Source organism: Microbacterium jejuense, assembly GCF_039544225.1.
Classification (GTDB): Bacteria; Actinomycetota; Actinomycetes; order Actinomycetales; family Microbacteriaceae; genus Microbacterium; species Microbacterium jejuense.
Genome location: NZ_BAABLG010000002.1, coordinates 39,409 through 64,797, shown reverse-complemented (window position 1 = coordinate 64,797; position 25,389 = coordinate 39,409). Strand labels below are relative to the sequence as shown.

The 25,389-nt window shown below is 71.8% G+C and carries 23 protein-coding genes and 1 tRNA gene; 15 read left to right on the top strand and 9 right to left on the bottom strand.

The annotated features are described in order from the left end of the window. Positions 1-29: 29 nt before the first annotated feature. From ABEA46_RS02670 to ABEA46_RS02660, 3 genes are all read left to right on the top strand, one after another. On the top strand, positions 30-1,622 hold the full coding sequence (locus ABEA46_RS02670) for an AMP-binding protein (protein ID WP_345542806.1): 1,593 nt from the start codon (positions 30-32) through the stop codon (positions 1,620-1,622). Between the two features lie 78 nt (positions 1,623-1,700). Then, complete coding sequence (locus ABEA46_RS02665; protein WP_345542804.1) at positions 1,701-2,483, top strand: ZIP family metal transporter; 783 nt, start codon at positions 1,701-1,703, stop codon at positions 2,481-2,483. Positions 2,484-2,516: 33 nt separating this feature from the next. Beyond that, positions 2,517-4,412, top strand: coding sequence for a heavy metal translocating P-type ATPase (locus tag ABEA46_RS02660; protein ID WP_345542803.1), 1,896 nt, complete (start codon positions 2,517-2,519; stop codon positions 4,410-4,412). A gap of 83 nt (positions 4,413-4,495) precedes the next feature. Here the strand turns inward: ABEA46_RS02660 and ABEA46_RS02655 are convergent, their stop codons facing one another. The 4 genes from ABEA46_RS02655 to ABEA46_RS02640 all read right to left on the bottom strand — a co-directional run bounded on the left by ABEA46_RS02655 (position 4,496) and on the right by ABEA46_RS02640 (position 10,139). Beyond that, a complete protein-coding gene (locus ABEA46_RS02655; protein ID WP_345542802.1) occupies positions 4,496-5,716 on the bottom strand; it encodes an MFS transporter in 1,221 nt (406 codons plus the stop codon). After that, positions 5,713-6,333 (bottom strand): ArsR/SmtB family transcription factor, encoded by a 621-nt coding sequence (locus ABEA46_RS02650; RefSeq protein ID WP_345542800.1) that lies wholly within the window; start codon positions 6,331-6,333, stop codon positions 5,713-5,715. Before ABEA46_RS02650 ends, ABEA46_RS02655 begins: the two co-directional genes overlap by 4 nt. 120 nt (positions 6,334-6,453) lie before the next feature. Continuing rightward, positions 6,454-8,484, bottom strand: a complete 2,031-nt coding sequence (locus ABEA46_RS02645; protein ID WP_345542799.1) for a glycosyl hydrolase family 28-related protein — start codon at positions 8,482-8,484, stop codon at positions 6,454-6,456. A gap of 404 nt (positions 8,485-8,888) precedes the next feature. After that, on the bottom strand, positions 8,889-10,139 hold the full coding sequence (locus ABEA46_RS02640; RefSeq protein ID WP_345542798.1) for a glutamyl-tRNA reductase: 1,251 nt from the start codon (positions 10,137-10,139) through the stop codon (positions 8,889-8,891). 17 nt (positions 10,140-10,156) lie between these two features. On the opposite strand from ABEA46_RS02640, the gene hemE reads away from it, so the two are divergent. The 9 genes from hemE (at position 10,157) to ABEA46_RS02595 (ending at position 19,607) form a co-directional block, all read left to right on the top strand. Next, the gene (gene hemE / locus ABEA46_RS02635; RefSeq protein WP_425563149.1) at positions 10,157-11,215 is read left to right on the top strand and encodes a uroporphyrinogen decarboxylase; all 1,059 of its coding nucleotides are present in this window, start codon (positions 10,157-10,159) and stop codon (positions 11,213-11,215) included. Continuing rightward, positions 11,208-12,443: a protoporphyrinogen/coproporphyrinogen oxidase gene (locus ABEA46_RS02630; protein WP_345542797.1), complete on the top strand. Its 1,236-nt coding sequence runs from the start codon at positions 11,208-11,210 to the stop codon at positions 12,441-12,443. Before hemE ends, ABEA46_RS02630 begins: the two co-directional genes overlap by 8 nt. 65 nt (positions 12,444-12,508) lie before the next feature. After that, a complete protein-coding gene (hemQ, locus tag ABEA46_RS02625) occupies positions 12,509-13,201 on the top strand; it encodes a hydrogen peroxide-dependent heme synthase (protein ID WP_425563148.1) in 693 nt (230 codons plus the stop codon). Further along, positions 13,198-14,124: a hydroxymethylbilane synthase gene (gene hemC / locus ABEA46_RS02620; RefSeq protein ID WP_345542793.1), complete on the top strand. Its 927-nt coding sequence runs from the start codon at positions 13,198-13,200 to the stop codon at positions 14,122-14,124. Before hemQ ends, hemC begins: the two co-directional genes overlap by 4 nt. Next, on the top strand, positions 14,124-15,089 hold the full coding sequence (gene hemB / locus ABEA46_RS02615) for a porphobilinogen synthase (RefSeq protein WP_345542792.1): 966 nt from the start codon (positions 14,124-14,126) through the stop codon (positions 15,087-15,089). Before hemC ends, hemB begins: the two co-directional genes overlap by 1 nt. After that, positions 15,086-16,402 (top strand): glutamate-1-semialdehyde 2,1-aminomutase, encoded by a 1,317-nt coding sequence (gene hemL, locus ABEA46_RS02610; protein WP_345542791.1) that lies wholly within the window; start codon positions 15,086-15,088, stop codon positions 16,400-16,402. Before hemB ends, hemL begins: the two co-directional genes overlap by 4 nt. Before the next feature lie 178 nt (positions 16,403-16,580). Further along, positions 16,581-17,279 carry an ABC transporter ATP-binding protein gene (locus tag ABEA46_RS02605; protein ID WP_345542790.1) on the top strand — a complete coding sequence of 233 codons (699 nt, stop codon included), beginning with the start codon at positions 16,581-16,583 and terminating at the stop codon, positions 17,277-17,279. Further along, positions 17,276-18,601, top strand: coding sequence for an FtsX-like permease family protein (locus ABEA46_RS02600; protein WP_345542789.1), 1,326 nt, complete (start codon positions 17,276-17,278; stop codon positions 18,599-18,601). Before ABEA46_RS02605 ends, ABEA46_RS02600 begins: the two co-directional genes overlap by 4 nt. A gap of 43 nt (positions 18,602-18,644) precedes the next feature. Next, positions 18,645-19,607 (top strand): magnesium transporter CorA family protein, encoded by a 963-nt coding sequence (locus ABEA46_RS02595; RefSeq protein ID WP_345542788.1) that lies wholly within the window; start codon positions 18,645-18,647, stop codon positions 19,605-19,607. 9 nt (positions 19,608-19,616) lie between these two features. Here the strand turns inward: ABEA46_RS02595 and ABEA46_RS02590 are convergent, their stop codons facing one another. Beyond that, positions 19,617-20,840 carry an MFS transporter gene (locus ABEA46_RS02590; RefSeq protein ID WP_345542787.1) on the bottom strand — a complete coding sequence of 408 codons (1,224 nt, stop codon included), beginning with the start codon at positions 20,838-20,840 and terminating at the stop codon, positions 19,617-19,619. 70 nt (positions 20,841-20,910) lie between these two features. On the opposite strand from ABEA46_RS02590, the gene ABEA46_RS02585 reads away from it, so the two are divergent. Beyond that, positions 20,911-21,612 (top strand): GntR family transcriptional regulator, encoded by a 702-nt coding sequence (locus ABEA46_RS02585; protein ID WP_345542786.1) that lies wholly within the window; start codon positions 20,911-20,913, stop codon positions 21,610-21,612. Between the two features lie 44 nt (positions 21,613-21,656). Here the strand turns inward: ABEA46_RS02585 and ABEA46_RS02580 are convergent. From ABEA46_RS02580 to galU, 4 genes are all read right to left on the bottom strand, one after another. After that, a tRNA-Ala gene (locus tag ABEA46_RS02580) sits at positions 21,657-21,732 on the bottom strand. A 67-nt stretch (positions 21,733-21,799) separates the two neighbouring features. Next, the gene (locus tag ABEA46_RS02575; protein ID WP_345542785.1) at positions 21,800-22,771 is read right to left on the bottom strand and encodes a large exoprotein; all 972 of its coding nucleotides are present in this window, start codon (positions 22,769-22,771) and stop codon (positions 21,800-21,802) included. Between the two features lie 86 nt (positions 22,772-22,857). Beyond that, complete coding sequence (locus tag ABEA46_RS02570; protein WP_345542784.1) at positions 22,858-23,487, bottom strand: GNAT family N-acetyltransferase; 630 nt, start codon at positions 23,485-23,487, stop codon at positions 22,858-22,860. Between the two features lie 23 nt (positions 23,488-23,510). Further along, positions 23,511-24,398, bottom strand: a complete 888-nt coding sequence (gene galU, locus ABEA46_RS02565) for a UTP--glucose-1-phosphate uridylyltransferase GalU (RefSeq protein WP_345542783.1) — start codon at positions 24,396-24,398, stop codon at positions 23,511-23,513. Between the two features lie 82 nt (positions 24,399-24,480). Between galU and ABEA46_RS02560 the strand changes: the two genes are divergently transcribed. Beyond that, positions 24,481-25,077 carry a 5-formyltetrahydrofolate cyclo-ligase gene (locus ABEA46_RS02560; RefSeq protein ID WP_345542782.1) on the top strand — a complete coding sequence of 199 codons (597 nt, stop codon included), beginning with the start codon at positions 24,481-24,483 and terminating at the stop codon, positions 25,075-25,077. Positions 25,078-25,105: 28 nt separating this feature from the next. Next, positions 25,106-25,387 (top strand): FmdB family zinc ribbon protein, encoded by a 282-nt coding sequence (locus tag ABEA46_RS02555; protein WP_345542781.1) that lies wholly within the window; start codon positions 25,106-25,108, stop codon positions 25,385-25,387. The last annotated feature ends 2 nt before the right edge of the window (positions 25,388-25,389 follow it).

The following is a 25,389-nucleotide window of genomic DNA, read 5'->3' as shown; positions in this document are numbered from 1 at the left end:
TGCGACGGCTACCGATCAAAGGAGATCCGGTGTTCACCAGTACCCACCCCGATGTCGAGATCCCCGAACTCAGCGTCTACGACTACCTGTTCGCGACGCTGACGGACGACGACCTCGGCCGCGTCGCCCTCGTGGACCCTGCCACCGGCGCCGAGACGACGTACGGCGCGCTGCGCATGCAGATCGACCTGTTCGCCGGCGCGCTGGCGGCCCGCGGGGTCGGCCTCGACACCGTGCTGGGCCTGCTGTGCCCGAACGTGCCGGCGTTCGCGACGGTGTTCCACGGCATCCTGCGCGCGGGCGCGACGGTGACGACGATCAACTCGCTGTACACCGCGGGCGAGATCGAGAAGCAGCTGCGGGATGCCGGGGCCACCTGGCTCGTGACGGTCAGCCCCCTCCTCCCCCAGGCCACGACCGCGGCCGAGGCGGTCGGCATCCCTCACGAGCGCGTGATCGTGCTGGACGGTGCGGCCGGTCACCCGAATCTGCGCGAGCTGCTCACCGAGGGCTCTCCCGCGCCCGCGGTGTCGTTCGACCCGGCGACGCACGTCGCGGTCCTGCCGTACTCGTCGGGCACGACCGGCATCCCCAAGGGCGTCATGCTGTCGCACCGCAACCTCGTCGCCAATGTGGCGCAGTGCGTGCCGAACATGAACCTCGACAGCTCGGACCGTGTCCTCGCGGTGCTGCCGTTCTTCCACATCTACGGCATGACGGTGCTGCTGAACCTCGCGCTGCGCAAGCGGGCGAGCCTGGTGACGATGCCGAAGTTCGACCTCGTCGAGTTCCTCACGAACATCCAGAAGTACCAGTGCACGTACCTGTACATCGCGCCGCCGATCGCCGTCGCGCTGGCCAAGCACCCGATCGTCGACCAGTTCGACATCTCCAGCGTGCACACGGTGTTCTCGGGGGCGGCGCCGCTCGACGGCGAGACGGCCGAGATCGCCGGCCGCCGCATCCACGCGCGCATGCTGCAGGGCTACGGCATGAGCGAGCTGAGCCCGGTGTCGCACGCGATGTACTACGGCCGCGACGACGAGCCGGTCAGCTCGGTCGGCGGCATGCTGCCCAACACGCTCAACAAGCTCGTCGACACCGAGACGGGTGAAGAGATCACCGAGATCGGCCCCGACGGCGTGACCAAGCCGGGCGAGCTGTGGGTCGCGGGCCCGAACGTCATGCTCGGCTACCTCAACAAGCCCGAGGCGACAGCCGAGACCCTCGACGCCGACGGGTTCCTGCACACCGGCGACGTCGCGGTCTACCACGAGGGCGGCTACTTCTCGATCGTCGACCGGGTGAAGGAGCTGATCAAGTACAAGGGCTACCAGATCGCTCCCGCCGAACTCGAGGCGCTGCTGCTGGGCCACCCGAAGGTGATGGATGCGGCAGTCATCGGCGTGCTCGACGACGACAAGCAAGAGATCCCGAAGGCCTTCATCGTCGCCGCCCCCGACTCCGGGCTCACCGAGGACGAGGTCATGGTGTTTGTCGCCGAGCAGGTCGCACCGCACAAGAAGGTGCGCCGTGTCGAGTTCATCGATGCCATCCCGAAGTCCAGCGCCGGCAAGATCCTGCGCAAGGACCTGCGGGCGCGCGAGAGCGCGGCCGTCTGACCCGGCACTGATCCAAGGGATGCCCCGGCGAATGCGTTTCGCCGGGGCATCCCGTCCGTCCGCCGCTAGGTTGGCGCCATGGAAGGGCTCTGGCTCGCCGCGCTGAGCGGCATCATCGGCGGCGGGACGCTGCTCGTCGGCGCCGGTGTGGCATGGTTCGTCGACATCCCGCAACGGGTCGTCGCCGGGATCATGGCTCTCGGCGCCGGCGTGCTGATCTCGACGCTCGCATTCGAGCTCGTCGAGGAGGCGGCCGACGACGGCGGCCTCGTCCCGACGACGGTGGGCTTCCTCGGCGGCGCGATCCTCTACATCGTCGCGGACCAGCTGGTGTCGAGACCGAAGAAGCGCAAGCCCGTCGCCGGGGTCGACGGCGACGGCAGCGCGAGCATCGTCGCCCGGCGCGCCGGCGCGGGCGGTGCTGCCGCCGGCGCCGGGCTCGTGATCGCGATCGGGGCGCTCATCGACGGCATCCCGGAATCCATCGTGATGGGCCTGTCGGTGCTGCAGGGCGGCATCAGCATCCCGATCGTGGCGGCGATCGCGATCAGCAACTTCCCCGAAGGGCTGGGGTCGACGGCGGCCCTCAAGCGCGGCGGCAGCAGCGGGCGGTTCGTCGCGCTGCTGTGGGTCGGCATCGCCCTCATCACGGTGGCCGCCTCGATGCTGGGGTTCGCGGCGTTCCAGGCCGCTCCGGCGAACCTCATCGCGCTCATCACGACGATCGCCGCGGGCGGCCTGCTCGCAATGGTGTGCAACACGATGATCCCCGAGGCGTTCGACGAGCAGCAGGCGCTGACCGGGCTGTGGGCGACGATCGGGTTCCTGGGGGCGTTCCTCCTCCACGAGCTGGCCGGCTGACTCAGCCGCGACCGCTGTGCCATGGTGTGAGGCATGAGGTTCCTCCGCTGGTTCGTGCGGTTCTCCGTCGTGTGGCTCACGATCATCGTCATCATCACCGTGCTGACCCTCGGCGCTGCCGGCTACGAGCGCACCTCGAAGTGGATCGCGATCGTCTACGTCAGCCTGGTCATCGCGTGGACGCTCATCGGGATGGTGCGCGACGTGATGCGCGGGCATGTGGGACTCGACGTGCTCGCCGTCGTCGCGATGATCGCCACGCTCGCGGTCGGCGAGTACGTGGCGTCGCTCGTGATCGTGCTGATGCTGTCGGGCGGCGAGGCGCTGGAGGACTACGCCAGCCGTCGTGCCAAGCGCGAACTGACATCGCTGCTGGATCGCTCGCCACAGGTGGCCCACGTGCTCGTGCACCCGCACTCCGACAGCGACGAGGTGCAGGATGCGGATGCCGCCGACGTACGGGTCGGCGACGTCCTTCTGGTCAGGCCCGCCGAGATCGTGCCGGTCGACGGCACACTGCTCAGCGACGACGGCTCGTTCGACGAGTCGTCGCTCACCGGCGAGAGCCTGCCGGTGAGCAGGTCGGCGGGCGACGAGGTGCTGTCGGGGTCCGTCAACGGATCGCGCGCGGTGCGCATCCGCGCGCTGCGGCGCAGCGCCGACAGCCAGTACCAGCAGATCGTCGAGCTGGTGAAGCAGGCGCAGGACGATCGGGCGCCCACCGTGCGGCTGGCCGACCGCTTCGCGATCCCGTTCACGGCGGTGTCGCTCGTCATCGCCGGTGCCGCGTGGGCGATCTCGGGCGACCCGACGCGGTTCGCGGAGGTGCTGGTGCTCGCGACGCCGTGCCCGCTGCTGATCGCCGCTCCGGTGGCGTTCCTCGGCGGGCTGTCGCGCGCGGCGAAGGCGGGCATCATCGTCAAGGGCGGCGCGGTCATCGAGCAGCTCGCCCGCATCCGCTCGGCCGCGTTCGACAAGACCGGCACGCTCACCGAGGGGCGGCCCGACCTGGTGGCGGTCGAACCGGCGCCCGGCTTCGGCGAGGACGAGCTGCTCACGCTCGCTGCCTCGGCCGAGCAGTACTCCAGCCATGTGCTCGCCGACGGGATCCGACGCGCGGCCGCGGCGCGCGGCATCCGTCTGCATCCCGCCGTCGAGGCGCACGAGGTGGCGACCAACGGGGTCACGGCCGAGATCGACGGGCGGGTCGTCGTGGTAGGCAAGCCGGCCTATGTCGCCTCGCTCGCGCCCGACACGGTCCGGCGCAGCATCCGCGAGGGTGAGGCGGCAGCCTATGTCGCGGTCGACGGCCGCTTCGCGGGAACCCTGGTGCTGGCCGACGATCCGCGTCCCGAGTCCGCCGCAGTCGTCGCGTGGCTGCGCGACACCGGGGTCGAGCGGATCGCGATGCTCACCGGCGACGCGCAGGCGACGGCGGATGCCGTGGCCCGGGGTGTCGGGATCACCGATGTGCACGCCGAGCTGCTGCCGCCCGAGAAGGTCCACCTCGCCGCACAGATGCGGCCGCGTCCCGTGATGATGGTCGGCGACGGCGTCAACGACGCGCCGGTGCTCGCGGCGGCCGACATCGGCATCGCGATGGGCGCGAAGGGGTCCACCGCCGCCGGTGAGGCCGCGGATGCCGTCGTCCTCAAGGACTCGCTCCTGGGCATCGCCGACGCCGTCTCGATCGGTCGCCACACGCTGCGCGTCGCGTACACCGCGATCTGGATCGGCATCGCGCTGAGCATCGGGCTGATGCTCGTGGCGACGACCGGCGTGATCCCGGCCGTGGCGGGCGCGTTGATACAGGAGGGCGTCGACCTCGCGACGATCCTCTACGCCCTGCGCGCGCTCACGGGTCCGGCGACGGGGCTGGTCGTCCCGTCGCCCCAGCCGCATCACCGTGAGCCCGTCGACGCCGCCTGACCCACCTCGCCCGCGAGACGTCGCAACGTGTCGCAACTCGCGAGCCTGTGCGACCATCGCGACGGCTCGGCGCCGGTGGAGCGTCAGTGCAGGGCGGGCGTGGCGGGCAGTGGCGCCGTGCGCCGCGCCAGCAGCGCCGTCGCCGCGCCCAGCACCACGGCGGCGACCGAGACCCAGATCAGCACCCGGAAGTCGACGACCGCGAGCAGTCCCGCACCGAGGACCGACGCGAGCGTCTGGGGCAGGTTGATGACGACATTGCCCGCGGCCCCGGTGCGGCCCTGCAGCGCATCGGGCGTGAGGCGCTGGCGCAGCGTCGCGAAGGCGACCACGGTCGGCGGGATGCCCAGGCCCAGCACGAACATGCCGACACCGCCGGCGATCACGGAGCCGAACGCGAACGGCACGCTCCCGGCCGCCACGAGCAGCAGGCCGAGCGCGGCGGTGCGTCCCTCGCCCCAGCGGGTGACGAGCGTCGCCGACAGCAGTCCGCCGATCACGGCACCCGCCCCCTGGATGGGGACGAGCACGCCGATCGCGGCGGGGTCCGCCTGCATCGCGTCCAGCGCCGGGAACACGACGATGTTGAGCAGGCCGGTCGCGCCGAACCCGATCGCGACGGCGATCGTGACCACGCGCAGGCTCTGCGGCGCGAAGAGGTGCTCGAACCCGGCGGCCAGCTCGCGGAAGTAGCCACGGCCCGCCTCACGCTCCGGCGCGGCAGCCCCGACCGGAAGGCCCGCGACGATCACGGCCGCGACGGCGAAGCACGCGGCGGTCATCACGATCACCGCCGGAGCGCCCAGCCACACGTACAGGGCGGTGCCGATGAGCGGCGAGACCAGCCGCAGCGCGTTGTCGATCGTCGAGAGCATTCCGTTGCCCGACGCCAGCTGGTCGTCGCGCAGCATCGCGCGGATGATGCCCGACTGCGCGGAGGCTGTCACATACCCGGCCGCGCTGTAGACGACGACCACCGCGTACACGAGCCACAGCTGGCCCGCGCCCGAGACCAGCAGCAGCGACAGCAGCACCGGCACCAGCGCGACGTTGTTGATCACGAGCAGGCGGCGGCGCGGCATCCGGTCGGCCATCATGCCGATGAACGGCGCGAGGATCGCGGGCACGCCGAGGGCGACGAACACGAAGCCGGCGGCCACGTCGGAGCCGGTGAGCTCCTTCACCCACACCGCGATCATGAGGTACAGGGCGCTGTCGCCGAGGTTGGTGGCGACCCACGCGCCGGCCAGGCGCGGGAATCCCGGGGCGGACCAGGCGACCGGGAGCCGCAGGCGGCCGGTCATCGGTCAGCCTCCGGCTCGGAGGTTACCGGCCCGGGGGTCACGGGGCCGGGGCTCACGGGCTCAGGGTTGACGACCGCGAAGAACTTCGAGAACCGTGCGCCCGCCGGCCGCTTCGAGGGATCCGCGTGGCGCCCGGCGAACCGGTCGGTGAGGTCCTGGATGTCGCGGCTCAGCTGCGCCAGCTCTTCGGCGGTGGCCCAGAACGACGATCGCGTGAACGTCGTCGCCTGCACCCATTCGTCGCTCTCGCGGTCGATGCGCGAGAACCAGTCCATTGTGCGCACGAACTCGGACTCCAGCCCGATCGACGCGACTGCCTGCAAGGCGCGCAGCGAGCCGGGCTGCGCGGGATCAGGACGCATGTCGAAGTCGGCCGACCGCACCCGCCACGGCTTCTCGCGCCCGCGGCGCTCGGCGCGCTCGATGTACCCGTACTTCTCCAGCGTGCGCAGGTGGAACGAGCAGCTCGCCGGCGACTCCCCCAGCGCCTCGGCGCACTCGGTCGCCGTGGCCTCGGTCACATCGCTCAGGTAGTCCAGCAGCGCGATCCGCACCGGATGCGCAAGGGCACGGATCCGCTCAGGATCCGTGATCCGCTCTCGTCGTTCAGCCGTCATGCGTCTCAGCGTAGATTCTAAAGACTTCTTTCGCAAGACTTCTTTAGAATGACCCGCCGCAGAAGGGTGGATGCCGCCACCCGGCCGGGTGGCGGCATCCATTCCCTCACGGGCGCCGGATCACGGCCACGGCGACGGCGCCGGCGGTGCGACCACCGGCGGCCGGTCGTCGCACGTGATGGTGTTCGGCAGCTCCCACGCCGCCAGCCACGGCCCCGTCGTACCGCCCCCGTCGTTGCCACCGAGGTCGGTGACAGAGAACTCCGAGCCGGTGGACGGGAACCCGAACGATCCGCAGTTGTTGATGCCCACGGCGCCGACGCCCCGCGCGTCCACGTTCTGGAACGAGGCCCCGCCCTTGACCCGCGCACTGAGCACGGACGTGCCGGTGCCGTCGACGCGCACATCGGCGAACGACACGTCGGTCATCGAGTAGAGGTCCTTCACGCCCCACTCCGACACCAGCATGATCGCGTTGTACGTGCTGTCCAGGTAGTGGTCGCCGGTGACGTGGATGCCCGAGATCGAGCCTTCGAGGGCGTACACCCACAGCGAGCCGAGCCCGATGTTCCAGTTGAGCTCGCGCGTGCCCGCGCGCACCGTGGTGTTGTCGCGGAACGTCAGCGCGCCCGCGAACGGGTGCGCGCCGAACCGCGACCCGGCGTGCAGCGCGCTGCCCTCGCGGATCGTGTCGGCGACGAGGTTGCCCGCCACGGTGTTGTCGGTGCCGCCGTAGATCGCGATGCCGTTGGCGAGGTTCGGCGTCTGCACGGTGTTGCGCTCGAACGTGTTGCGGGCATTGGTGAGCGTCGTGCCGCCCCGGGACTCCGCCCACATCGCCAGGCCGTCGTCGCCGGAGTTGCGCACGAAGTTGTGCCTCGCCACCGAGTCCGTCACGCCGATGTGGAAGTTCAGCGCATCGGCGATCTGGTCGACGATGATGTTGCGCTCCACGGTGACGTTCGACATCGGACCGTCGAACCACATGCCGACCTTGGTGTGCTGGATGTACAGATCCGAGAACGACGAGTCGTGGAACGCCCCGCCGATCGCGTTGACCTGGTCGGTGTCGATGCGTTCGCGAACGTCGCCGACGATCGAGAAGCCCGACAGGTGGACGTCGGTGCTGCCTCCGTCGGCGGCATCCTTGCCGTAGAAGCCCACGCCGGTGTGCGTCGAGCCGTCCGCGGCGGGCTGGGCGAGCGCGACCTCGCGGCCCACGATCTTCGTGTACCAGGTGCCGGCGCCCTCGATCGTGACCCCGTCGACGACGATGTGACGGTCGACGCGGTAGGTCCCCGGCGGGATGTAGACGCTGAGGCGCAGCTTCTTGGCTGCGGCGATCGCCTTCTCGATCGCCGGCGCCGAATCCTTGTGCCCCGTCGGATCCGCGCCGAACAGCAGCACGTTCGACGCCTTGAGCTTGACGTGCGGCAGGCCGACCAGCTCGGTGTCGACGAGGTCGATCACCGTCCACGGCACGGTCGACGACGCGGTGAGGCGGATCTTCTCGCCCGCCTTGTACGTCTTCAGCAGGAACAGCCGCTGCTCGTCGTAGAACTTCATCGGACGGAACGGCTTCGTGGGCTCGAACCCGGGCTGGTCGAACTGTGGCACGCAGCCGCACTCGGCGAGCCACCAGTCCGCGTGCAGCAGGCCGGCGTTCGGGTCGTTGGTGAACGGGTACTGGTTGTACAGGTACGAGTACTGCGAGGTCAGCTGCATCGTGGTGCGCTGGTTGCCGGCCTGGACCGTGAGCGGCGCGGTGAGCCCGCCGCCGTTCGGTGCGTCGGGGATGCTGTACCGCACGGTCAGCGCGTTCGCGGTGGCCGGCAGCGTGAACTCGACGTACTGCCCCGGCGTCAGCCGCACGGCCTTGCGGCCCGACGCCTCGGCCTCGATCGTGTACGCCTCGCGACCGAGTCCGATGACGGTGCCGGTGGTGACGGCGTTCTCGGCCTCCTGTTCGAGGAAGGCGACGTCCGCGCCACGGCCGGCGACGAGTGCGGGATCGAGTGCCGCGCGCGTGACGACCGGCACGGCGGCGTTGCCGCCGGGCGGCGCGGCGAGGGCCGCCGGTGCCGCCACCAGCGTGCCGAGGGTGAGGGATGCCGCGGCCACAGCCGCGGCGAGGGTTCGGGGTCGTGTCATCATCGACTCGCTTCATCCGGGGTGGGACGGGCGACGATGCCCGCTCGCGCTCAATCTAGAGGCGAAGCGCGCGAGTTCTCAAGCATCCGTAGCCCATTTGCGTGTATGTGCTCGTTTCTTGCGTTGATTGCGGAGTGCTTGCGCGCGATGTCGGACGCCCTCACCGCCGTGTCCGACAACGCGCGCCCCGACCACCGCGGACCAGAGTGTTCCCTGACACGGGCTGTGCATGTCCGACAAGCCGTCGCGCGCGGGGCACGCGACAGCAGCTTCTCTGACACTCGATGCACCGCGTCCTGTCCGACCGCGCCTCATCGCATTCCGCAGCGGACGCAGGGAGCCGGATGCCGTCACACCGAGGCATGCGGAACAGCCGGGGCACCGGCATCCCATCGGCCAAAGAACTACGCGGTCGCCCAGAGCTCGTCGTCGTCCTCGGCAGCGCCGGGGGCGTCGACAGACAGGCCGTGCAGCAGTTCGAGCGCGCCGTGGACGTCGTCGAGACGCCCTTCGACGGCCAGCTCGCGCATGCGCACCGACGGCTTGTGCAGCAGCACGCCGGCCAGGTGCCGCAGTGCGGCCTCGACGTCATCGCCGGCGCCGCGCGCACGCGCGCGGGCGATCTCGTCGTCGACGACCTTGAGCACCTCGCCGCGCAGCGCCGTGATCGCAGGACCGACCTCGCGGTCGGCGGCGAACTCGGTCGCGGCATCGCCCACGATGGCTCGGGCGTCGGCGTGGGCGCTGAACTCCTCGAGCGGCGCGTGCAGGCGGATGGTCTCGAGATCGAGCAGCTCGACCCCGTCGACCTCGCCGACCGCGGGGTCGACGTTGCGCGGCAGGCCGAGGTCGATGACCAGCACGCGGCGGCCCGACACGAACGCGTCGGCGTGCACGACCGCATCGGCCGTGCAGGTGATGACGACGTCGGCCTGTGCAACTGCCGCGGCGAAGTCGGCCACCGGCAGCAGTCCGCGCTGCACCGCGAAGCCCTCGGCACGGCCCGAGGGCGAGAAGACGTGGATGTCGCCGGCTCCGCGGGCGCGCAGCGCGTCGACGGTTCGGGCCGCATAACGCCCGGTGCCGACGAGCACGATGCGCGCGGCCGACCAGTCGGCGACGCGGCTCGACGCGAGCTCCAGGGCCAGACGCACGAGTGAGCGGTGGGCGCCGCGCAGCTGCGTGCGGTTGCGCACGCCGCGGCTGGTGTGGGTGGCCTTCTGGAACAGCCGCTCCAGCTCGCCGCTCGTGAGCCCGTCCGCACGGGCTGCGTCGAGCGCACGGCGCACCTGGCCCGAGATCTCGTCCTCGCCGACGACGACGGACTCCAGCCCGCTCGTGACGGCGAAGAGGTGCGCGGCTGCGGCCGCTCCCTGGTGCACGGCGACGGACGCGCGCAGCAGGTCGGGGTTCACGTCGGACGCCTCGGCCATGGCCTCGACGACGGACTCGACCGCCACGGCCTCGCCACCGGTGAGCGGCTCATCGATGTCGAGGTAGGCCTCGAACCGGCTGCACGTGGCGAGCACGACGGCGCCCGAGACGAACAGCTCGCGCTCGACGAGCGCACGCGTCGCGGTGGGCGCCCCCACCGAGAGACGCTCCAGGATGTCGAGGCTCGCGTTCCGATGGTTCGCGGTCAGACAGAGGAGCACGTGCCTAATCTTAACGTGTGACGTTGCATGACTCTCACCCTTCCGTCGTTCAGAGAAACGATCCCCCCGCACTGATACGCGCACTGCGCGGCGAAAGGCCCGCCGTGACGCCGGTCTGGTTCATGCGTCAGGCCGGCCGCTCCCTGCCTGAGTACCGCGAGCTTCGCGTCGGCACCGACATGCTCGACGCGTGCCTGAACCCCGAGCTCGCCAGTGAGATCACGCTGCAGCCGGTGCGCCGCCACGGCGTCGACGCGGGCATCTTCTTCAGCGACATCGTGATCCCGGTGCGTCTGTCGGGCGTGGACGTGCGGATCGTCGCCGGCCGCGGCCCGGTGCTCGAGAACCCCGTGCGCACCGCCGCCGACGTCGCCGCCCTCCCCCCGCTCGACCCGGCGTCGCTGGCGCCGATCCGCGAGGCCGTCGCTCTCACCGTGGCAGAGCTCGGCACCACGCCGCTCATCGGCTTCGCCGGTGCTCCGTACACGCTCGCGTCGTACCTCGTCGAGGGCGGGCCGTCCAAGGAGCAGCTGAAGACGCGCGCACTCATGCACTCCGACCCCGACACCTGGGCCGCGCTGCTCACGTGGTGCGCGGGCATCACCGGCGCCTTCCTGCGCGCCCAGCTCGAAGCCGGCGCGTCGGCGGGCCAGCTGTTCGACTCGTGGGCGGGTTCGCTCAGCCTCGCCGACTACTCCGACCACGTCGCCCCCTTCTCCGCGCTCGCGCTCGACGCCGTCCGCGACCTCGACGTGCCCCTGGTGCACTTCGGGGTCGGCACAGGCGAGCTCCTCGCCCGCATGCGCGACGTCGGCGTCGATGCGATCGGCGTGGACTGGCGCCTTCCGCTCGACGAGGCCGTGCGCCGCGTCGGCCAGGGCGTCACGGTGCAGGGCAACATCGACCCCGCACTGCTGCGTGCACCATGGCCCGTGCTCGAAGCGCACATCGTCGACGTGCTCGAGCGCGGCAGGGCCGCGCGGGCGCACGTGCTCAACCTCGGGCACGGCGTCCCGCCCGACACCGACCCGACGGTCCTCACGCGCATCGTGGAGTTCGTGCACGCGCATGCCTGATCGCTCCGGCCGCTTCCCGGTCGGCTCCGGCTTCTCGATCGTCGGGGGCGGTGTCGGCGGGCTCGTCGTGGCGCGCCGGCTCGCCGCCGCGGGCGCCAGGGTGACGGTGTTCGAGGCATCCGATCGCCTGGGCGGCACCGTCGCGCGTCACGAGGTCGCGGGGATCGGACTGGATGCCGCGGCCGAGAGCTTCGCCGTCCGCGGCGGCGTCGTGGCGGCGCTGCTGGGCGAGCTCGGCCTGCAGGACGACATCGTCGCGCCCGCGCCCGGCCCCGCCTGGCTGCAGCCCATGGAGGGCGACGCCGTGCCGCTGCCGGCGACGGCGCTCCTCGGCATCCCCGCCGACCCGCAGGCCGCCGACGTCGTGCGGGTCGTCGGACGCGAGGCCGCGCAGAGCGCCGCCGCGCTCGACGCCCTGCCCGTCGGCCCGGTGCCCGCGACGCTGGGCGCTCTCGTGCGGTCGAGGTACGGCGACGCGATGGTCGATCGCCTCGTCGCCCCCGTCGTGCACGGCGTGCACTCGCAGTATCCCGACGAGCTGCCCGTCGCCCGCGCGCACCCCGGCCTGACCGATGCCGTCCTCGAGGCTGGGTCGCTCGGCGGCGCCGTCTCACGTCTGCGGGCCGCGGCGCCCCCGGGTGCGGCGGTCGCGGGCATCCGCGGCGGCGTCAACCGCATCGTGCCGGCGCTCGCCGCCGACTTCGCCCGCCTCGGCGGCGAGGTGCGCCTGAGCACGCGCGTCGACGACCCGACCCGCCTGGCCGGCACGGTGATCGTCGCGGCGCCGGGCATCGGCGCTCCCGCCGCGCCCGGCCGTCGCATCGACCTCGTCACGCTGGTCGTCGAGCAGGACGAGCTGGATGCCGCCCCCCGCGGCACCGGCCTGCTCGTGGCCGCGGGCGCACCGGTCGGCGCCCGCGCGCTCACCCACGCCACCGCGAAGTGGGACTGGCTGCGCGTGGCCGCTGCGGGGCGCCACGTCGTCCGGCTGTCGTACGACGCGACACCCGCCGACCCGGTCGCCGCGGCCAGGGCCGACGCCGAGGCGCTGCTCGGAGTGCGCCTGCCGACAGTGGTCGGCGCGGCGCATGTCTCCTGGGTGCGGCCGGGTGCGGCATCCATTCCTCCCCGCGGCCTGGCAGTCGTGGGCGAGACTGTCGCGGGCTCGGGGCTCGCGGGCATCGTGGCGCACGCCGAACGCACGGCGGCAGAGCTGCTGGCCCGCTGACGCTCCAGCCTCCCCCAGCGGTTCGGAGGGGCTGCCGGAGAGGGCGTTCAGCGAGGCGTGAAAGGATGGAAGTCATGACGGATGCCCCGGCCCAGACCTCTCCTGACACCCTCGGCTACACCCTGTGGGCCGTGTTCCGGCGGGACCCCCAGCGTCCGGCACCGTCGGGCGACCTGGCCGCCGCGGTGGCCGAGGTCGAGGCCTCGGGTGTCGTCGTGCGCGGGTTCTACGACGTGTCGGGGCTGCGCGCCGACGCCGACCTCATGATCTGGCTCACGGGCGTCGGGATCGCCCCCGAGGTGCTGCAGTCCGCACTGCGGACGCTGCGCCGCGCCGAGCCGCTCGCGAGCCTGCTGCCGGTCTGGAACGCGATGGGCGTGCACCGCGACGCCGAGTTCTCGGCCAGCCACCTGCCCGCGTTCATGCGCGACAAGGATCCCGAGGCGTGGCTCACCGTCTACCCGTTCGTGCGGTCGTACGACTGGTACATCCTTCCCGACGACGAGCGCCGGCAGATGCTCGCCGACCACGGCCGCAAGGGCGCGGCGCACCGTTCCGTACTGAGCAACACCGTGGCCTCGTTCGCCCTCGGCGACTACGAGTGGATCCTGGCCCTGGAGGCCCCGGAGCTCGTCGAGCTCGTCGACCTCATGCGCGACCTCCGCCAGACCGAGGCCCGCCGTCACGTGCGCGAAGAGGTGCCGTTCTTCACCGGACGCCGCATCGGCCTCGACGAGATCGCCGAGGTGCTCGCGTGAGCACCCGGGCCGGGAACGCGCTGAGGATCGGCACGCGCGGCAGCACGCTCGCACTCGCTCAGACCGGCATGTTCGCCGACGACCTGGCCGACGCCACCGGAGTCACGACCGAGATCGTCACGATCACGACCGACGGCGATCGCTCCAACGAGCCGCTGTCGCGTGCCGGCGGCACGGGGCTGTTCACCGGTGCCCTGCGCGACGCGCTCGAGGCCGACGAGTGCGACGTGATCGTCCACTCACTGAAGGACCTGCCCACCGCCCCCCACGAGCGGTTGGTCGTCGCCGCGATCCCGGCCCGCGAGGACCCCCGCGACGCGCTGGTCGCCCGCGACGGCCTGACGCTGGACGCGCTTCCGGCCGGCGCCCGCGTCGGCACCGGCTCGCCGCGCCGCATGGCCCAGCTGCGCGCGCGTCGCCCCGACCTCGAGGTCGTCGACATCCGCGGCAACGTCGACACCCGCATCGGCAAGGTGACCAGCGGAGAGCTGGATGCCGTCATCCTGGCCGCCGCGGGCCTGCGGCGCATCGGGCGCGCCGACGTCGTGACCGAGTTCCTCGACGCCGACGCGTGGCCCACGGCGCCGGGGCAGGGAGCCCTGGCTGTCGAAGTGCGCCGCGGCGATGAGGACCTCGTCCGCGCGCTGGACCACGCCGAGACCCGCGCCGCCGTGGAGGCCGAGCGCGAGGTGCTCGCCCTGCTCGAAGCCGGCTGCTCGGCGCCCGTCGGCGCGCGCGCGGTCGTCGACGCCGGCCTCCTGCTGCTGTCGGCGAGCGTGTACAGCCTCGACGGCACCACCGTCCTCACCTCGTCCCACGCGGCGGTGTGGCCCGATGCCGACGCCCCGCGCGACATCGCCGGCGCCGTCGCGCGCGAGCTGCTCGCCGCCGGCGCCGCCGACCTGACCGGAGAACGCCCGTGATGATGGAACGCCCCCGCCGCCTGCGCGCGACCCCCGCCATGCGTCGTCTCGTCGCCGAGACCCGCCTGCACCCCGCCGAGCTGATCCTCCCCGTCTTCGTCCGAGAGGGCGCGGGCGCGCCGGTGCCGATCTCATCGATGCCCGGCGTCGTGCAGCACACGACCGACTCGCTCAAGGGCGTCGTGGCGGATGCCGCGGCCGCCGGCATCGGCGGGATCATGCTGTTCGGCGTGCCGGAGCACAAGGACGCCGTGGGATCCGGTGCGACCGATCCGGACGGCATCCTCAACGTCGCGACGCGCGTCGCGGTCGCCGAGGCCGGCGACGCGCTCGTCGTGCAGACCGACCTGTGCCTCGACGAGTTCACCGACCACGGCCACTGCGGCGTGCTCGACGCGAACGGCTACGTCGACAACGACGCCACACTGGAGCGCTACCGCGAGATGGGCGTCGCCCAGGCCGAGGCGGGCTCGCAGCTGCTGGGCCTGTCGGGCATGATGGACGGCCAGGTCGCCGCCGTGCGCCACGCGCTCGACGACGCCGGGTTCGCGAACACCCCGATCCTCGCGTATGCCGCGAAGTACGCCTCGGCGTTCTACGGCCCCTTCCGCGAGGCCGTGCAGTCCTCGCTCGTGGGCGACCGCCGCACCTATCAGCAGGACCCCGCGAACCGTCGCGAGGGTGCCCGCGAGCTCGAACTCGACATCGCCGAGGGCGCCGACATCGTCATGGTCAAGCCCGCGATGAGCTATCTCGACGTGCTGGCGGATGCCGCGGCATCCAGCCCCGTCCCGGTGTGGGCGTACCAGGTGTCGGGCGAGTACGCCATGATCGAGGCGGCCGCCGCCCACGGCTGGATCGACCGCCGCCGCGCGATCGAGGAGTCGGTGGTGGGCATCCGCCGCGCCGGCGCCGACGCGGTGCTGACCTACTGGGCCCTGGAGCTTGCGGAGTGGATCCGATGACGACCAACGCTGAGGAATTCGACCGCGCCCGCGGCGCCATGCCGGGCGGAGTCAACTCGCCGGTGCGCGCCTTCGGCTCGGTCGCCGAGACGCCGCGGTTCTTCGTGTCGGCCTCGGGTCCGTACGTCACCGACGTCGAAGGTCGCGAGTACGTCGACCTCGTCGGCTCGTGGGGGCCGGCGATCCTCGGGCACGCGCACCCGGCCGTCGTGAAGACGGTGCAGGATGCTGCGGCCCGCGGCCTCGGCTTCGGTGCGTCGACCCCGGGCGAGACCGAGCTCGCCGAGCTGATCGCCGCGCGCGTGACACGAGACGGCGTCACGAATCCCGTCGAGCGGGTGCGCCTCGTGTCGACCGGCACCGAGGCGACGATGACGGCGATCCGGCTGGCGCGCGGCGCGACCGGCCGCGACCTCGTCGTGAAGTTCGCCGGGCACTACCACGGCCACTCCGACGGACTGCTGGCCGAGGCGGGCTCCGGTGTCGCGACGCTCGCGATGCCCGGCTCCGCGGGTGTTCCCGCAGCCATCGCGGCGCAGACGCTCGTCATCCCCTACAACGACCTCGACGCGGTGCGCGAGGTGTTCGCGGCCCGGGGCGACGACATCGCGGCCGTCATCGTCGAGGCGGCGCCCGCCAACATGGGCATCGTGCCGCCCGCGCGCGGCTTCAACGCCGCGCTCGCCGACATCGCCCACGCGCACGGGGCACTGCTGATCCTCGACGAGGTGCTCACCGGCTTCCGGGTCGGCCCCGCCGGCTGGTACGGCATCGACCCGGTGCCGTTCACGCCCGACCTCATCACGTTCGGCAAGGTGGTCGGCGGCGGTCTGCCGCTCGCCGCGATCGGCGGCCCGGCGCCGCTCATGGAGCTGCTGGCGCCCCTCGGCCCCGTCTACCAGGCGGGCACGCTGAGCGGCAATCCACTCGCCGTCGCCGCCGGGCGCGCCACGCTCGACCACCTCGACGCTGCCGCCTATGCCCGCATCGACGCCGCCGCGGCGACGATCGCGGACGCCGCGGCATCCGCCCTCGCCGAGGCGGGCGTGACGCACGTGCTGCAGCGCTCGGGCAACCTCTTCTCGATCCAGTTCGCGGCAGAGGCGCCCACCGACTACGACACCGTGAAAGCGCAGGAGGCGTTCCGCTACCCGCCGTTCTTCCGCGCGATGCTCGCGCAGGGCGTGTCGCTGCCGCCGTCGGTCTTCGAGGCGTGGTTCGTGTCGGCATCCCACGACGACGCGGCCGTCTCGCGCATCGTCTCGGCGCTGCCCGCGGCAGCCCGGGCGGCCGCGGAGGCGACGCCCGGCTGAGTCCTGCCGAACAGACGGCAGAGGCCCGATCCGTCCGGATCGGGCCTCTGCCGCATGGTGGGCGCGACGCCTGGGACCACGGACTCACCAGCGGATCATCCGCGAGGATGACGGCGATCGCGACAGGTCCCTCTCACGCCGGACGCGCAGCACCGCCGTCGCGCGGCACCGTGGAAGCATGACTTCTCTCGTGATCGAGGCGACAGGCCTCGTGAAGACGTTCGGTACGACGCACGCGCTGGCGGGGGTGTCGCTCGCGGTGCACGCGGGCGAGTCGCTCGCCATCATGGGCGCCTCGGGGTCGGGCAAGACGACCCTGCTGCACTGCCTCGCCGGCATCACCCTCCCCGACGCCGGAACCGTGGCGTTCCAGGGCCGCGCCGGTCGCGTTCAGGTGAACGCGCTGAACGAGCGCGACCGCTCCCGGCTGCGGCGCGAGGAGTTCGGCTTCGTGTTCCAGCAGGGGCTGCTGATCCCCGAGCTCACCGCGATCGAGAACGTCGCCCTCGCCCTCATGCTCAACGGCACGTCGCGGCGTGAGGCCACGTCGCACGCCGCCGGCTGGCTCGCCGCGCTGGGACTGGCCGGCATGGAGGACCGCCGCATCGGGCAGCTCTCCGGCGGCCAGGCGCAGCGCGTCGCGATCGCCCGCGCGCAGGTGACCGGAGCGGCCGTCGTGTTCGCCGATGAGCCGACCGGTGCGCTGGACTCCGCGACCTCCGCCGACGTGATCGGTGCGCTCCTGCACTCCACGACGGGCCAGGGACGCACGCTCGTCATGGTCACCCACGACGCCGAGGTCGCCGGCCGCTGCTCGCGCATCGTCGAGGTGCGCGACGGGCGGATCATCGGCGAGCGCGTCGGAGCCGCAGCATGATCGCGCGCGTCGCGTGGCTGCTGGCCCGACCCGGCGCCTCGGGCACGGCGACCCTCGTGCTCCCGGCCACGGCGTTCGCGATCGTGACGACGCTGCTGCTCACCGTGCTGGGCGGCGCCCAGCCGTTCTGGACCTGGACGGACGACATCGCGCTCAGCTATCAGCTGCTCGCCGTCGTCGCGCTCGTGCTGCTGGTCGTGCCGCTGGCCTCGCTCGGCGGAGCGGCCGCACGTCTGTCGGCGCGGCGCCGCGACGATCGCCTCGCGACGCTGCGTCTGCTCGGCGCCACGCCGGCGACGGTCTCGACGCTGGCCGTGCTCGAGTCGACGGTGCTCGCACTGGCGGGCGCGATCGTGGGCGTCGGCGGCTACTTCGCGATCGTGCCGGCGCTCGCTCTCGTGCCGTTCCGTGGTGCCCCGCTCGGCATCGAGGGCGTCGTGCTCGGACTGCCGGTGATCGCGGCGACTGTACTCGGGATCGCGGTGCTCGCCGCCGTCAGCGCGGTGCTCGGGCTGCGCCAGGTCGTCATCTCGCCGCTGGGCGTGCGCACCCGTCAGGATGCCCCGAAGCTGTCGTGGGTGCGCGCGGGCATCGCCGTGGTCGTGGTCCTCGTGTCGATCGGGCTGATGAGCCTGCTGCAGATCGCGGGCAGCGCGATGGTGCTCATCGCGTTCCTCGCCGCAGCGTTCGGCGGGACGCTCGCCGTCCTGAACCTGGTCGGCCCGTGGGTCATCCGCCTCGTCGCGCGGCGGCAGGCGCGCCGTGCCGCCCGCCCCGCGATGCTGCTCGCCGCGCGCACCGTGCTGGAGTCCCCCAAGGCTGCATGGCGCCAGGTGTCGGGTGTCGCGATGACGAGCTTCATGGCCGTGTTCGCGGGCGTCGGCGTCGCGCTCATCGACCTCACGGCGGGAGACGGGGGCCTGGACGCCGAAGGGGCGCAGCTGTTCACCGACATCCGCACCGGCATCCTCATCACGGTCATCGGGTCGTTCCTCATGGTCGCGTGCTCCGTCGGCGTGAATCAGGCGGCGGGCATCCTCGACCGCCGCGACCTGTATCGCTCGCTCGACATGCTCGGCATGCCGGGAGGCACGATGGATGCCGCGCGCCGCCGCGCGGTCATGTCGCCACTGCGGATCACCGCGGTCGGCTCGGCCGCGATCGCCGCCGTCGTGATGCTCCCCCTCACAGGCGTCACGCTGCTCGTCCAGCCGCTCGCGCTGGTCGTCATCGCCGCGGTGCTGGCCGCGGGGATCGGCGTCGTGGCGCTGGGGCTCGTCCTGACGAAGCCGCTGCTGCGCCGCGCCGCGACCGAGGCCTGAGCCTCCCGCGGCCCGGAACGCCGCGGCTCACTAGGGTGAAGCCATGCGCATCCTCGAGTCGATCGATGACGAGCTCATCGGGCAGCTGCGTGCAGACCACGAGTTCTTCTGGCTGGATGCCACCGACCTCGGCGCAGACGAGGTCAAGCGGCTCGGCACGCTGCTGGGGCTGCATCCTCTCGCCGTCGAAGACAGCATCGCGTTCGGTCAGCGTCCCAAGCTCGACACGTACGGCGACACGGCGCTCCTGGTCCTGCAGGGCGCCGTGTCGTCGCAGCCCGAGGACCGCAACGAGCACCCGCTCGAAGAGATCCACTGCCATCTGAGCGGCGACTTCATCGTCACGCTGCATCAGCGGCCGTACCCCGAGCTGCAGCGCGTCGCGCCGCTGTTCTCGCATGCCAAGACGCCCAAGAGCGAGCAGTACCACGTCTACAAGATCATCGACGTGGTCGTCGACAGCTACTTCCCGATGCTCGCCGATCTCGACGAGCAGATCAACGACCTCGAAGACGCGATCACCGCCGGCGGCGGACGCCGCGAGCTCGAAGAGACGTTCCGTCTCAAGCGCTTGCTGCTGCGGCTGCGCAAGGCCGTCGTGCCGATGCGCGACGTGTTCGCGCGCGAGATCGAGGTGATCGCCGATCTCGCCGGACTCGAAGCCGACAGTCATGATTACTTCCGCGACATCTACGACCATCTGATCCGCATCACCGACGAGCTGGACTCGTACCACGAGATGGTCACCGGCTGCACCGACCTGTACCTCTCGACGGTCGCCAACCGGCAGGGCGAGACCTCCAAGCAGCTCGCGATCATCGCGTCGATCTTCCTGCCGCTGAGCTTTCTCACGGGCTTCTTCGGCATGAACTTCGGCTGGGCGGTCACCCACGTGTTCGCCGGCCCGTGGGCGTTCTTCCTCCTCGGCCTCGGCACGATGGCGATCTCGGCGGGCGGCATGTGGCTGTTCTTCCGCCGCAAGGGATGGACAGGCGAGGACGGCTGAGTCGGCGCGCTACCCGTCCGCATGCTGATCGCGCGGCGGCAGCAGCGCCAGCGAGACCAGTGGCGTGAGCGCCACCAGCCCGAAGGCCAGCGGATAGCCGACCACCGTGATGAGCGCCCCGACGACGGGCCCGACGGCCGAGGCGCTGAGGAACTGCCCGGTGTTCTGGATGCCGAGCGCCCGGCCCGACCAGCGCGATCCGGCGGCTTCCGCCACGGACGTGTAGGCCAGCCCGTTGTCGGCGACGCTGATGGTGGCGGCGATCACGAACACCGCCGCGGCCACGACGTCCCACTGCGCCCCGCCGGCGATCCCGAGCACGATCATCGCGAACACCCCGGCGACGGCGACCCACCGCAGCACCCCGATGCGCGTGCCGCAGCGATCGCTGAGATGCCCGATCACGATGCGGCCCAGCGCCCCGATGAACTGGGATGCGGCCACCAGCATCCCCGCAGTCGCGGCATCCCATCCCATCCCCGCGGTCAGCCAGACCAGGCCGAAGGTCGACAGCGTGAACTGGGGGAAGACCAGCAGTGCCGACACGAGATGGATGCGCAGCAGGAACCTGTCGCGGGCATACGGGTTCGCGGGCGCTTCGGCCGGCGCACCGGCGGGCGCGCTCGGGCGCGGCGGATTGCGGATGCCCCACGCGCACAGCCCGGCCAGGACGAGCGCCGCCGTCCCCGAGAGCACGAACGGCGCGGCGATCCCGTACCCCGACGCCAGCGCCGGCACGGTCACGGCCGCGACCGCGACGCCCAGCGGCTGCGACATCTGCCGGATGCCCATCGCGAGGCCGCGACGGTGGCGCGGGAACCACCCGACGACCACACGGCCGCTGGCCGCGTTGGTGCTGGCCGACGCGGCTCCGCCGAGCATCAGGACGACGGCGAGCCAGCCGTACCCGTCGACGGGCAGCGCCGCGAACGCGAACAGCGCGGTGAGCGCGAGACCGCCCGCGATGATCCAGCGCTCCCCGAACCGGTCGGCGAGGGCGCCCCACGCGACGAGCGTGAGCACCATGCCGAAGGTGGGGGCGGAGGCGAGCAGCCCGGCCTGGGCAAGCGGCATCCCCTCGGCGTGCAGCATCGGGATGAGGTAGGCGGGCGTCGAGACGAGCAGTGTACCGGCGGCCTGTGCGGCGACGCCGAGGGCGAGCATGACCCAGGCCCTCGCCGGCGTCCGGACCTCCTGCGTCGCCTTGTGCTGCGCCACCACCGGGTTCGACATGAGCCTTCTTTCGTTCACCGCTATCGAGTACCATTACGGTATACCACTTCGGTGCACCAGAAAGGATGCCATGAACGCCACCCACGACGGCGGCCCGTCCGACCGGCTTCGCACGGCGATCCTGTCGCTGGAGCTGATGCCCGGCGAGCGACTGAGCGAGCGCGGCCTCGAGTCGCTGCTCGGCGCTTCGCGGACGCCGATCCGCGCCGCGTTGATGCGGCTCGAGAACGAGGGGCTCACGCAGCGCGAAGGGCGCGGGTGGCAGGTGACGCCGATCGACCTCACCGAGATCCGCGCGGTCATGGAATACCGCGAGGCCGTCGAGGCGGCGATCGTCGAGCACGCCGTCGACCGCGCCGACGACGCGGAGCTCGTGGCGCTCGCCACGCTCGCCCAGGCGCACCACACCCACGACGACGAAGAGGCCGGGCTGCAGGACGGCAGCGACTTCCACCTCGCGCTGGCACGCCTCTCACGCAATCCGTTCCTCGCCGAGGCGATGGCCGGCGCGCTGACCCGCCTGAGCCGCACGCGCTGGCTCGAGGTGCGCACCGCCGAGTCGCGCGCGCAGGCGCGCGCCGAGCACATGCGGATCGCCGCTGCGGTCGCCGCCCGCGACGCCGCGCACGCGCGCCGGCTCGTCGTCGAGCACAGTCGCGGCACCCGCGATCGGCTCCTGGCCTCGCTCGAAGAGGAGCGCCGGCGTCTGCGCGGCCGCGGGGTCTCCATCATCGAGTCCTCTGTCGCACCGCCGCCCCTGACGGCCGTCTGACATGACGAAGAGCCCGCCGGATTCCGGCGGGCTCTTCGGTGTTCTGGTGGACCTGAGGGGAATCGAACCCCTGACCTCCTCGATGCGAACGAGGCGCGCTACCAACTGCGCTACAGGCCCGTGAACCTCGAAAACACTATCACGGCTCGAGGCGTGCTCCGAATCGTCCGAGGGTCCCGGGCGCGCCTCACGCGCCCGCTGCGCGACGGGTCAGCAGGTCGCGCACGTGAGCCTCGATCTCGGCGTCGTCGACATACCCCATGCGGGCGTAGTCGGCGCCGGAGGACGCCGTCCGCGTGGTGCGGGCGGTGTCGATCGACGGCGGCCGCTGCTCCTCGGCGCGCACCCGCATGGCCTCGTCGAGAGCCGCCTGGCGCAGCGCCGCACGCGCCGCCTGCGCGTCCAGCACGGCCGCTGCGCGCGAACCCGCCGACGCCGTGAGCGGCTGCGGCAGCGTGCGCGGCTCCCACGCTCGCTGCTCGGCCTCGAGCTCGACGTCCTGCACCGTCGCAGCACGCCGCGGTGCCGCATCCGCCGTCTGCGCGACGGCGCGCGCCGCGACCCGTGAGAGCCGGTGAAGGACGAGAAGGGATGCCGCGGCCAGGCCGACGCCCGTCCACAGCAGCGTCTGCACGCCGCTCGTGACAGTCTCGAACGCGCCCCACGCGGCCAGCCCGAGTCCGAGCACTCCGACGAACGTCGAGGCGAGCCGGAACCGGCGGCGCGCACGTGCCCGACGGGATGCGGGGAGCGAACGGGCGGCAGCGACCTGGGCGCGCGCGTCGGCTTCGGCAGAAGCCCGCTCGGCCCGGGAGCGCTCGAGATCCACGCGGGCGGCCGCTTCGGCGGTGACCCGCTCGGTGCGCGCACGCTCGAGGTCTGCCCTCGCTCCCTCCAGCGCCGCCTGCTCGCGCTCGGCGAGAGCGCGCTTCGCGAGCTTCTGCTGTGCGGCCGCGGTGCGGGCGTTGAGCTCGAGCCGCACCTCTTCGGGAGTCTCACTGGTCTCGGCGAGCACGCGCAGCGCCTGATTGAGGCGGACCGCATTGCGCTCGGCGGCGTCGTACTGGCGCCTGCTGTGCCACGTCGGCAGGAGATACACCAGCCACAACGCCGCGGCGACGAGGACGATGACGCCTCCGCCTAGCACCTGCCCGCCCATGCAGACCACGGTAACGCGACCGGACGCCGGCAACGCACGCTTCCTGTCGCGTGTCGCGCGATACGCGGACGCGGGGACCTGGGTCTCTACGCGTGCAGGCGGTCCGCCGGCGGGACCGTCGCGGCATCCTGCGGTGCCCTACCGGACACCCATCGCTGCAGCACACCCTCGGGAACGTCCTCGCGCACGAGGGCGAACGCGTAGTGATCGCGCCAGTCGCCGTCGATGTGGATGAACCGGCGCCGCAGCCCCTCGTAGCGGAAGCCGAGCTTCTCGACCACGCGCAGGCTCGCCCGGTTCTCGGGACGGATGCAGATCTCCATGCGGTGCAGCCGCATCTCGCCGAAGCAGATGTCGGTGGCCAGCGCCACGGCGGTCGGCGTGATGCCGCGCCCGGCGAACCGCTCGCTCACCCAGTAGCCGATCGTCGCCGACGCGAGCGAGCCGCGCGCGATGCCCCACACGTTCAGCTGGCCGGCGAGCTCACCGTCGGACTCCATGACGAACGGCACTCCGACGCCGTCGCGATACTGCTGCAGCAGTCGCCGCACACCGACGCGCATGTCGAACGACACCGGACCGTCGGGGCTCGTCGCCTCCCACGGACGCAGCCAGCCCCGGTTGGCGAGCAGCTCGTTCTGCAGCGCGCGCGCGTCGCGCTGCTTCACCAGCCGGATCGCCACCGGGCCGTGACTGCGGGGAGCCGTCAGATCCACATGACCCCCTCGAACGGGCGGCGTCAGAGAGTCGCCGCGAAATCCTTGAACCAGGGACGCAGGTCGGGGCCGAGATCGTCACGATCGACCGCCAGCTGCACGATGGCCTTGATGTAGTCCACCCTATCGCCGGTGTCGTAGCGACGGCCACGGAAGACGACGCCGTACACGCCGGGTCCGTCGGGATCGGCGGCGAGCTCCTGCAGGGCGTCGGTGAGCTGGATCTCGCCCCCCTTGCCGGGCTCGGTGCGCTCGAGGATCTCGAACACCGACGGGCTCAGCACATAACGGCCGATGACGGCGAGGTTCGACGGTGCGTCCTCGGCGGCCGGCTTCTCGACGAGGCCGTTGACCTTGACCACGCCGTTGCCGCCGTCGGACTCCACCGACGCGACACCGTAGAGGTGGATGTGCGAAGGCTCCACCTCCATGAGGGCGATGATCGCGGCGCCGGTGCGCTGGTGCTCGGCGATCATCGTGGTCAGCAGCTCGTCGCGCTCATCGATGAGGTCGTCGCCCAGCATGACCGCGAAGGACGCGTCGCCCACATGCGCCTTGGCCCGCAGGACCGCGTGACCGAGGCCCTTCGGCTCGCCCTGCCGGACGAAGTGGATGTCGGCGAGGTCGCTGGATTCCAGGACGCGGTGCAGGCGGTCGATGTCGCCCTTGTCCTTCAGCTTCTCTTCGAGCTCGGGCACCGAGTCGAAGTGATTGGAGATCGCGTTCTTGTTGCGGCCGATGATCACGAGGATGTCGTCGATTCCGGCCTGCGCGGCCTCTTCGACGACGTACTGGATCGCCGGCTTGTCGACGACCGGCAGCATCTCTTTGGGCATCGCCTTCGTTGCCGGGAGGAAGCGGGTACCGAGACCGGCTGCCGGGATCACGGCCTTGATCGGGGGATGTGGCATTGTCCGAGTCTATGACGCCCGGGGCCGCTCCCCCGATTCGGTTCCGGACGCCCTGTGGGATCCGCCCCGTAGAATCGACGGCATGTCCGACGCGATCGCCGATGCGAAGCGCGCTCTGCGCGCGGAGCTGCGCGAGCGACGCCAGCTGCTCTCGGCGGCCGCCCGCGAAGCCGCCGAGTCCGGCATCCACGCCCAGCTCGACGCGCTCGTCGCCGAGCACGACGCACGGTCGATCTCGTGCTTCCTGTCGACGACGACCGAGCCCGGCACCCGTTCGTTCGTCGCGGATGCCGCGGGCCGCGGCATCCGCGTCCTCCTCCCCGTCACCCGCACCGACGGGCTGCTCGACTGGGCCGTCGCGACGCCCGACGGCGACATCGCCGAGGGCCTGTTCGGACTGCCCGAGCCGGTCGGCGAGCTGCTCGGCCCGATCGCGCTCAACGACGTCGATCTGCTGATCGTCCCGGCCGCAGCGGTCGACAGCTCCGGCATGAGGCTGGGCTGGGGCCGCGGCTTCTACGACAAGACCCTCGGATCGATGGAGCGCTGCCCGCCCGTCTACGCCGTGGTGTTCGACTCCGAGCTCGTCGACGAGGTGCCCAGCGACATCCACGACCAGCGTGTGACCGGTGTCGTCACACCCACGCAGACCATCACCCTCGCGCCCACGCGGCGCTGAACCCGAACCCGAACCCGCGAGAGAGCCCATGCCCACCTACGCCTACGCCTGCAAGCAGTGCGGCCACCGCTTCGACGCGGTGCAGTCCTTCGCCGACCCCACGCTCACGGAGTGCCCCGAGTGCGGCGGGCCGCTGCGCAAGGAGTACGGCTCGATCGGCGTCACGTTCAACGGCTCGGGCTTCTACCGCACCGACTCGCGCGCCGGTGCCAAGAGCACCGGATCCGACTCCTCGGGTGGCGGCGCCTCGTCGACTTCGACATCATCGAAGTCCGAGGCGAAGACCTCGCCCGCGTCGTCCGGAGCCTGATC

Bases quoted from the DNA above. Each gene is read 5' to 3' on its own strand.
- ABEA46_RS02665 (WP_345542804.1), top strand. From the start codon at position 1,701: ATGGAAGGGCTCTGGCTCGCCGCGCTGAGCGGCATCATCGGCGGCGGG.
- ABEA46_RS02660 (WP_345542803.1), top strand. From the start codon at position 2,517: ATGAGGTTCCTCCGCTGGTTCGTGCGGTTCTCCGTCGTGTGGCTCACG.
- ABEA46_RS02655 (WP_345542802.1), bottom strand. From the start codon at position 5,716: ATGACCGGCCGCCTGCGGCTCCCGGTCGCCTGGTCCGCCCCGGGATTC.
- ABEA46_RS02650 (WP_345542800.1), bottom strand. From the start codon at position 6,333: ATGACGGCTGAACGACGAGAGCGGATCACGGATCCTGAGCGGATCCGT.
- ABEA46_RS02645 (WP_345542799.1), bottom strand. From the start codon at position 8,484: ATGACACGACCCCGAACCCTCGCCGCGGCTGTGGCCGCGGCATCCCTC.
- ABEA46_RS02630 (WP_345542797.1), top strand. From the start codon at position 11,208: ATGCCTGATCGCTCCGGCCGCTTCCCGGTCGGCTCCGGCTTCTCGATC.
- hemQ (WP_425563148.1), top strand. From the start codon at position 12,509: ATGGAAGTCATGACGGATGCCCCGGCCCAGACCTCTCCTGACACCCTC.
- hemB (WP_345542792.1), top strand. From the start codon at position 14,124: ATGATGGAACGCCCCCGCCGCCTGCGCGCGACCCCCGCCATGCGTCGT.
- hemL (WP_345542791.1), top strand. From the start codon at position 15,086: ATGACGACCAACGCTGAGGAATTCGACCGCGCCCGCGGCGCCATGCCG.
- ABEA46_RS02605 (WP_345542790.1), top strand. From the start codon at position 16,581: ATGACTTCTCTCGTGATCGAGGCGACAGGCCTCGTGAAGACGTTCGGT.
- ABEA46_RS02600 (WP_345542789.1), top strand. From the start codon at position 17,276: ATGATCGCGCGCGTCGCGTGGCTGCTGGCCCGACCCGGCGCCTCGGGC.
- ABEA46_RS02595 (WP_345542788.1), top strand. From the start codon at position 18,645: ATGCGCATCCTCGAGTCGATCGATGACGAGCTCATCGGGCAGCTGCGT.
- ABEA46_RS02590 (WP_345542787.1), bottom strand. From the start codon at position 20,840: ATGTCGAACCCGGTGGTGGCGCAGCACAAGGCGACGCAGGAGGTCCGG.
- ABEA46_RS02585 (WP_345542786.1), top strand. From the start codon at position 20,911: ATGAACGCCACCCACGACGGCGGCCCGTCCGACCGGCTTCGCACGGCG.
- ABEA46_RS02575 (WP_345542785.1), bottom strand. From the start codon at position 22,771: ATGGGCGGGCAGGTGCTAGGCGGAGGCGTCATCGTCCTCGTCGCCGCG.
- galU (WP_345542783.1), bottom strand. From the start codon at position 24,398: ATGCCACATCCCCCGATCAAGGCCGTGATCCCGGCAGCCGGTCTCGGT.
- ABEA46_RS02560 (WP_345542782.1), top strand. From the start codon at position 24,481: ATGTCCGACGCGATCGCCGATGCGAAGCGCGCTCTGCGCGCGGAGCTG.
- ABEA46_RS02555 (WP_345542781.1), top strand. From the start codon at position 25,106: ATGCCCACCTACGCCTACGCCTGCAAGCAGTGCGGCCACCGCTTCGAC.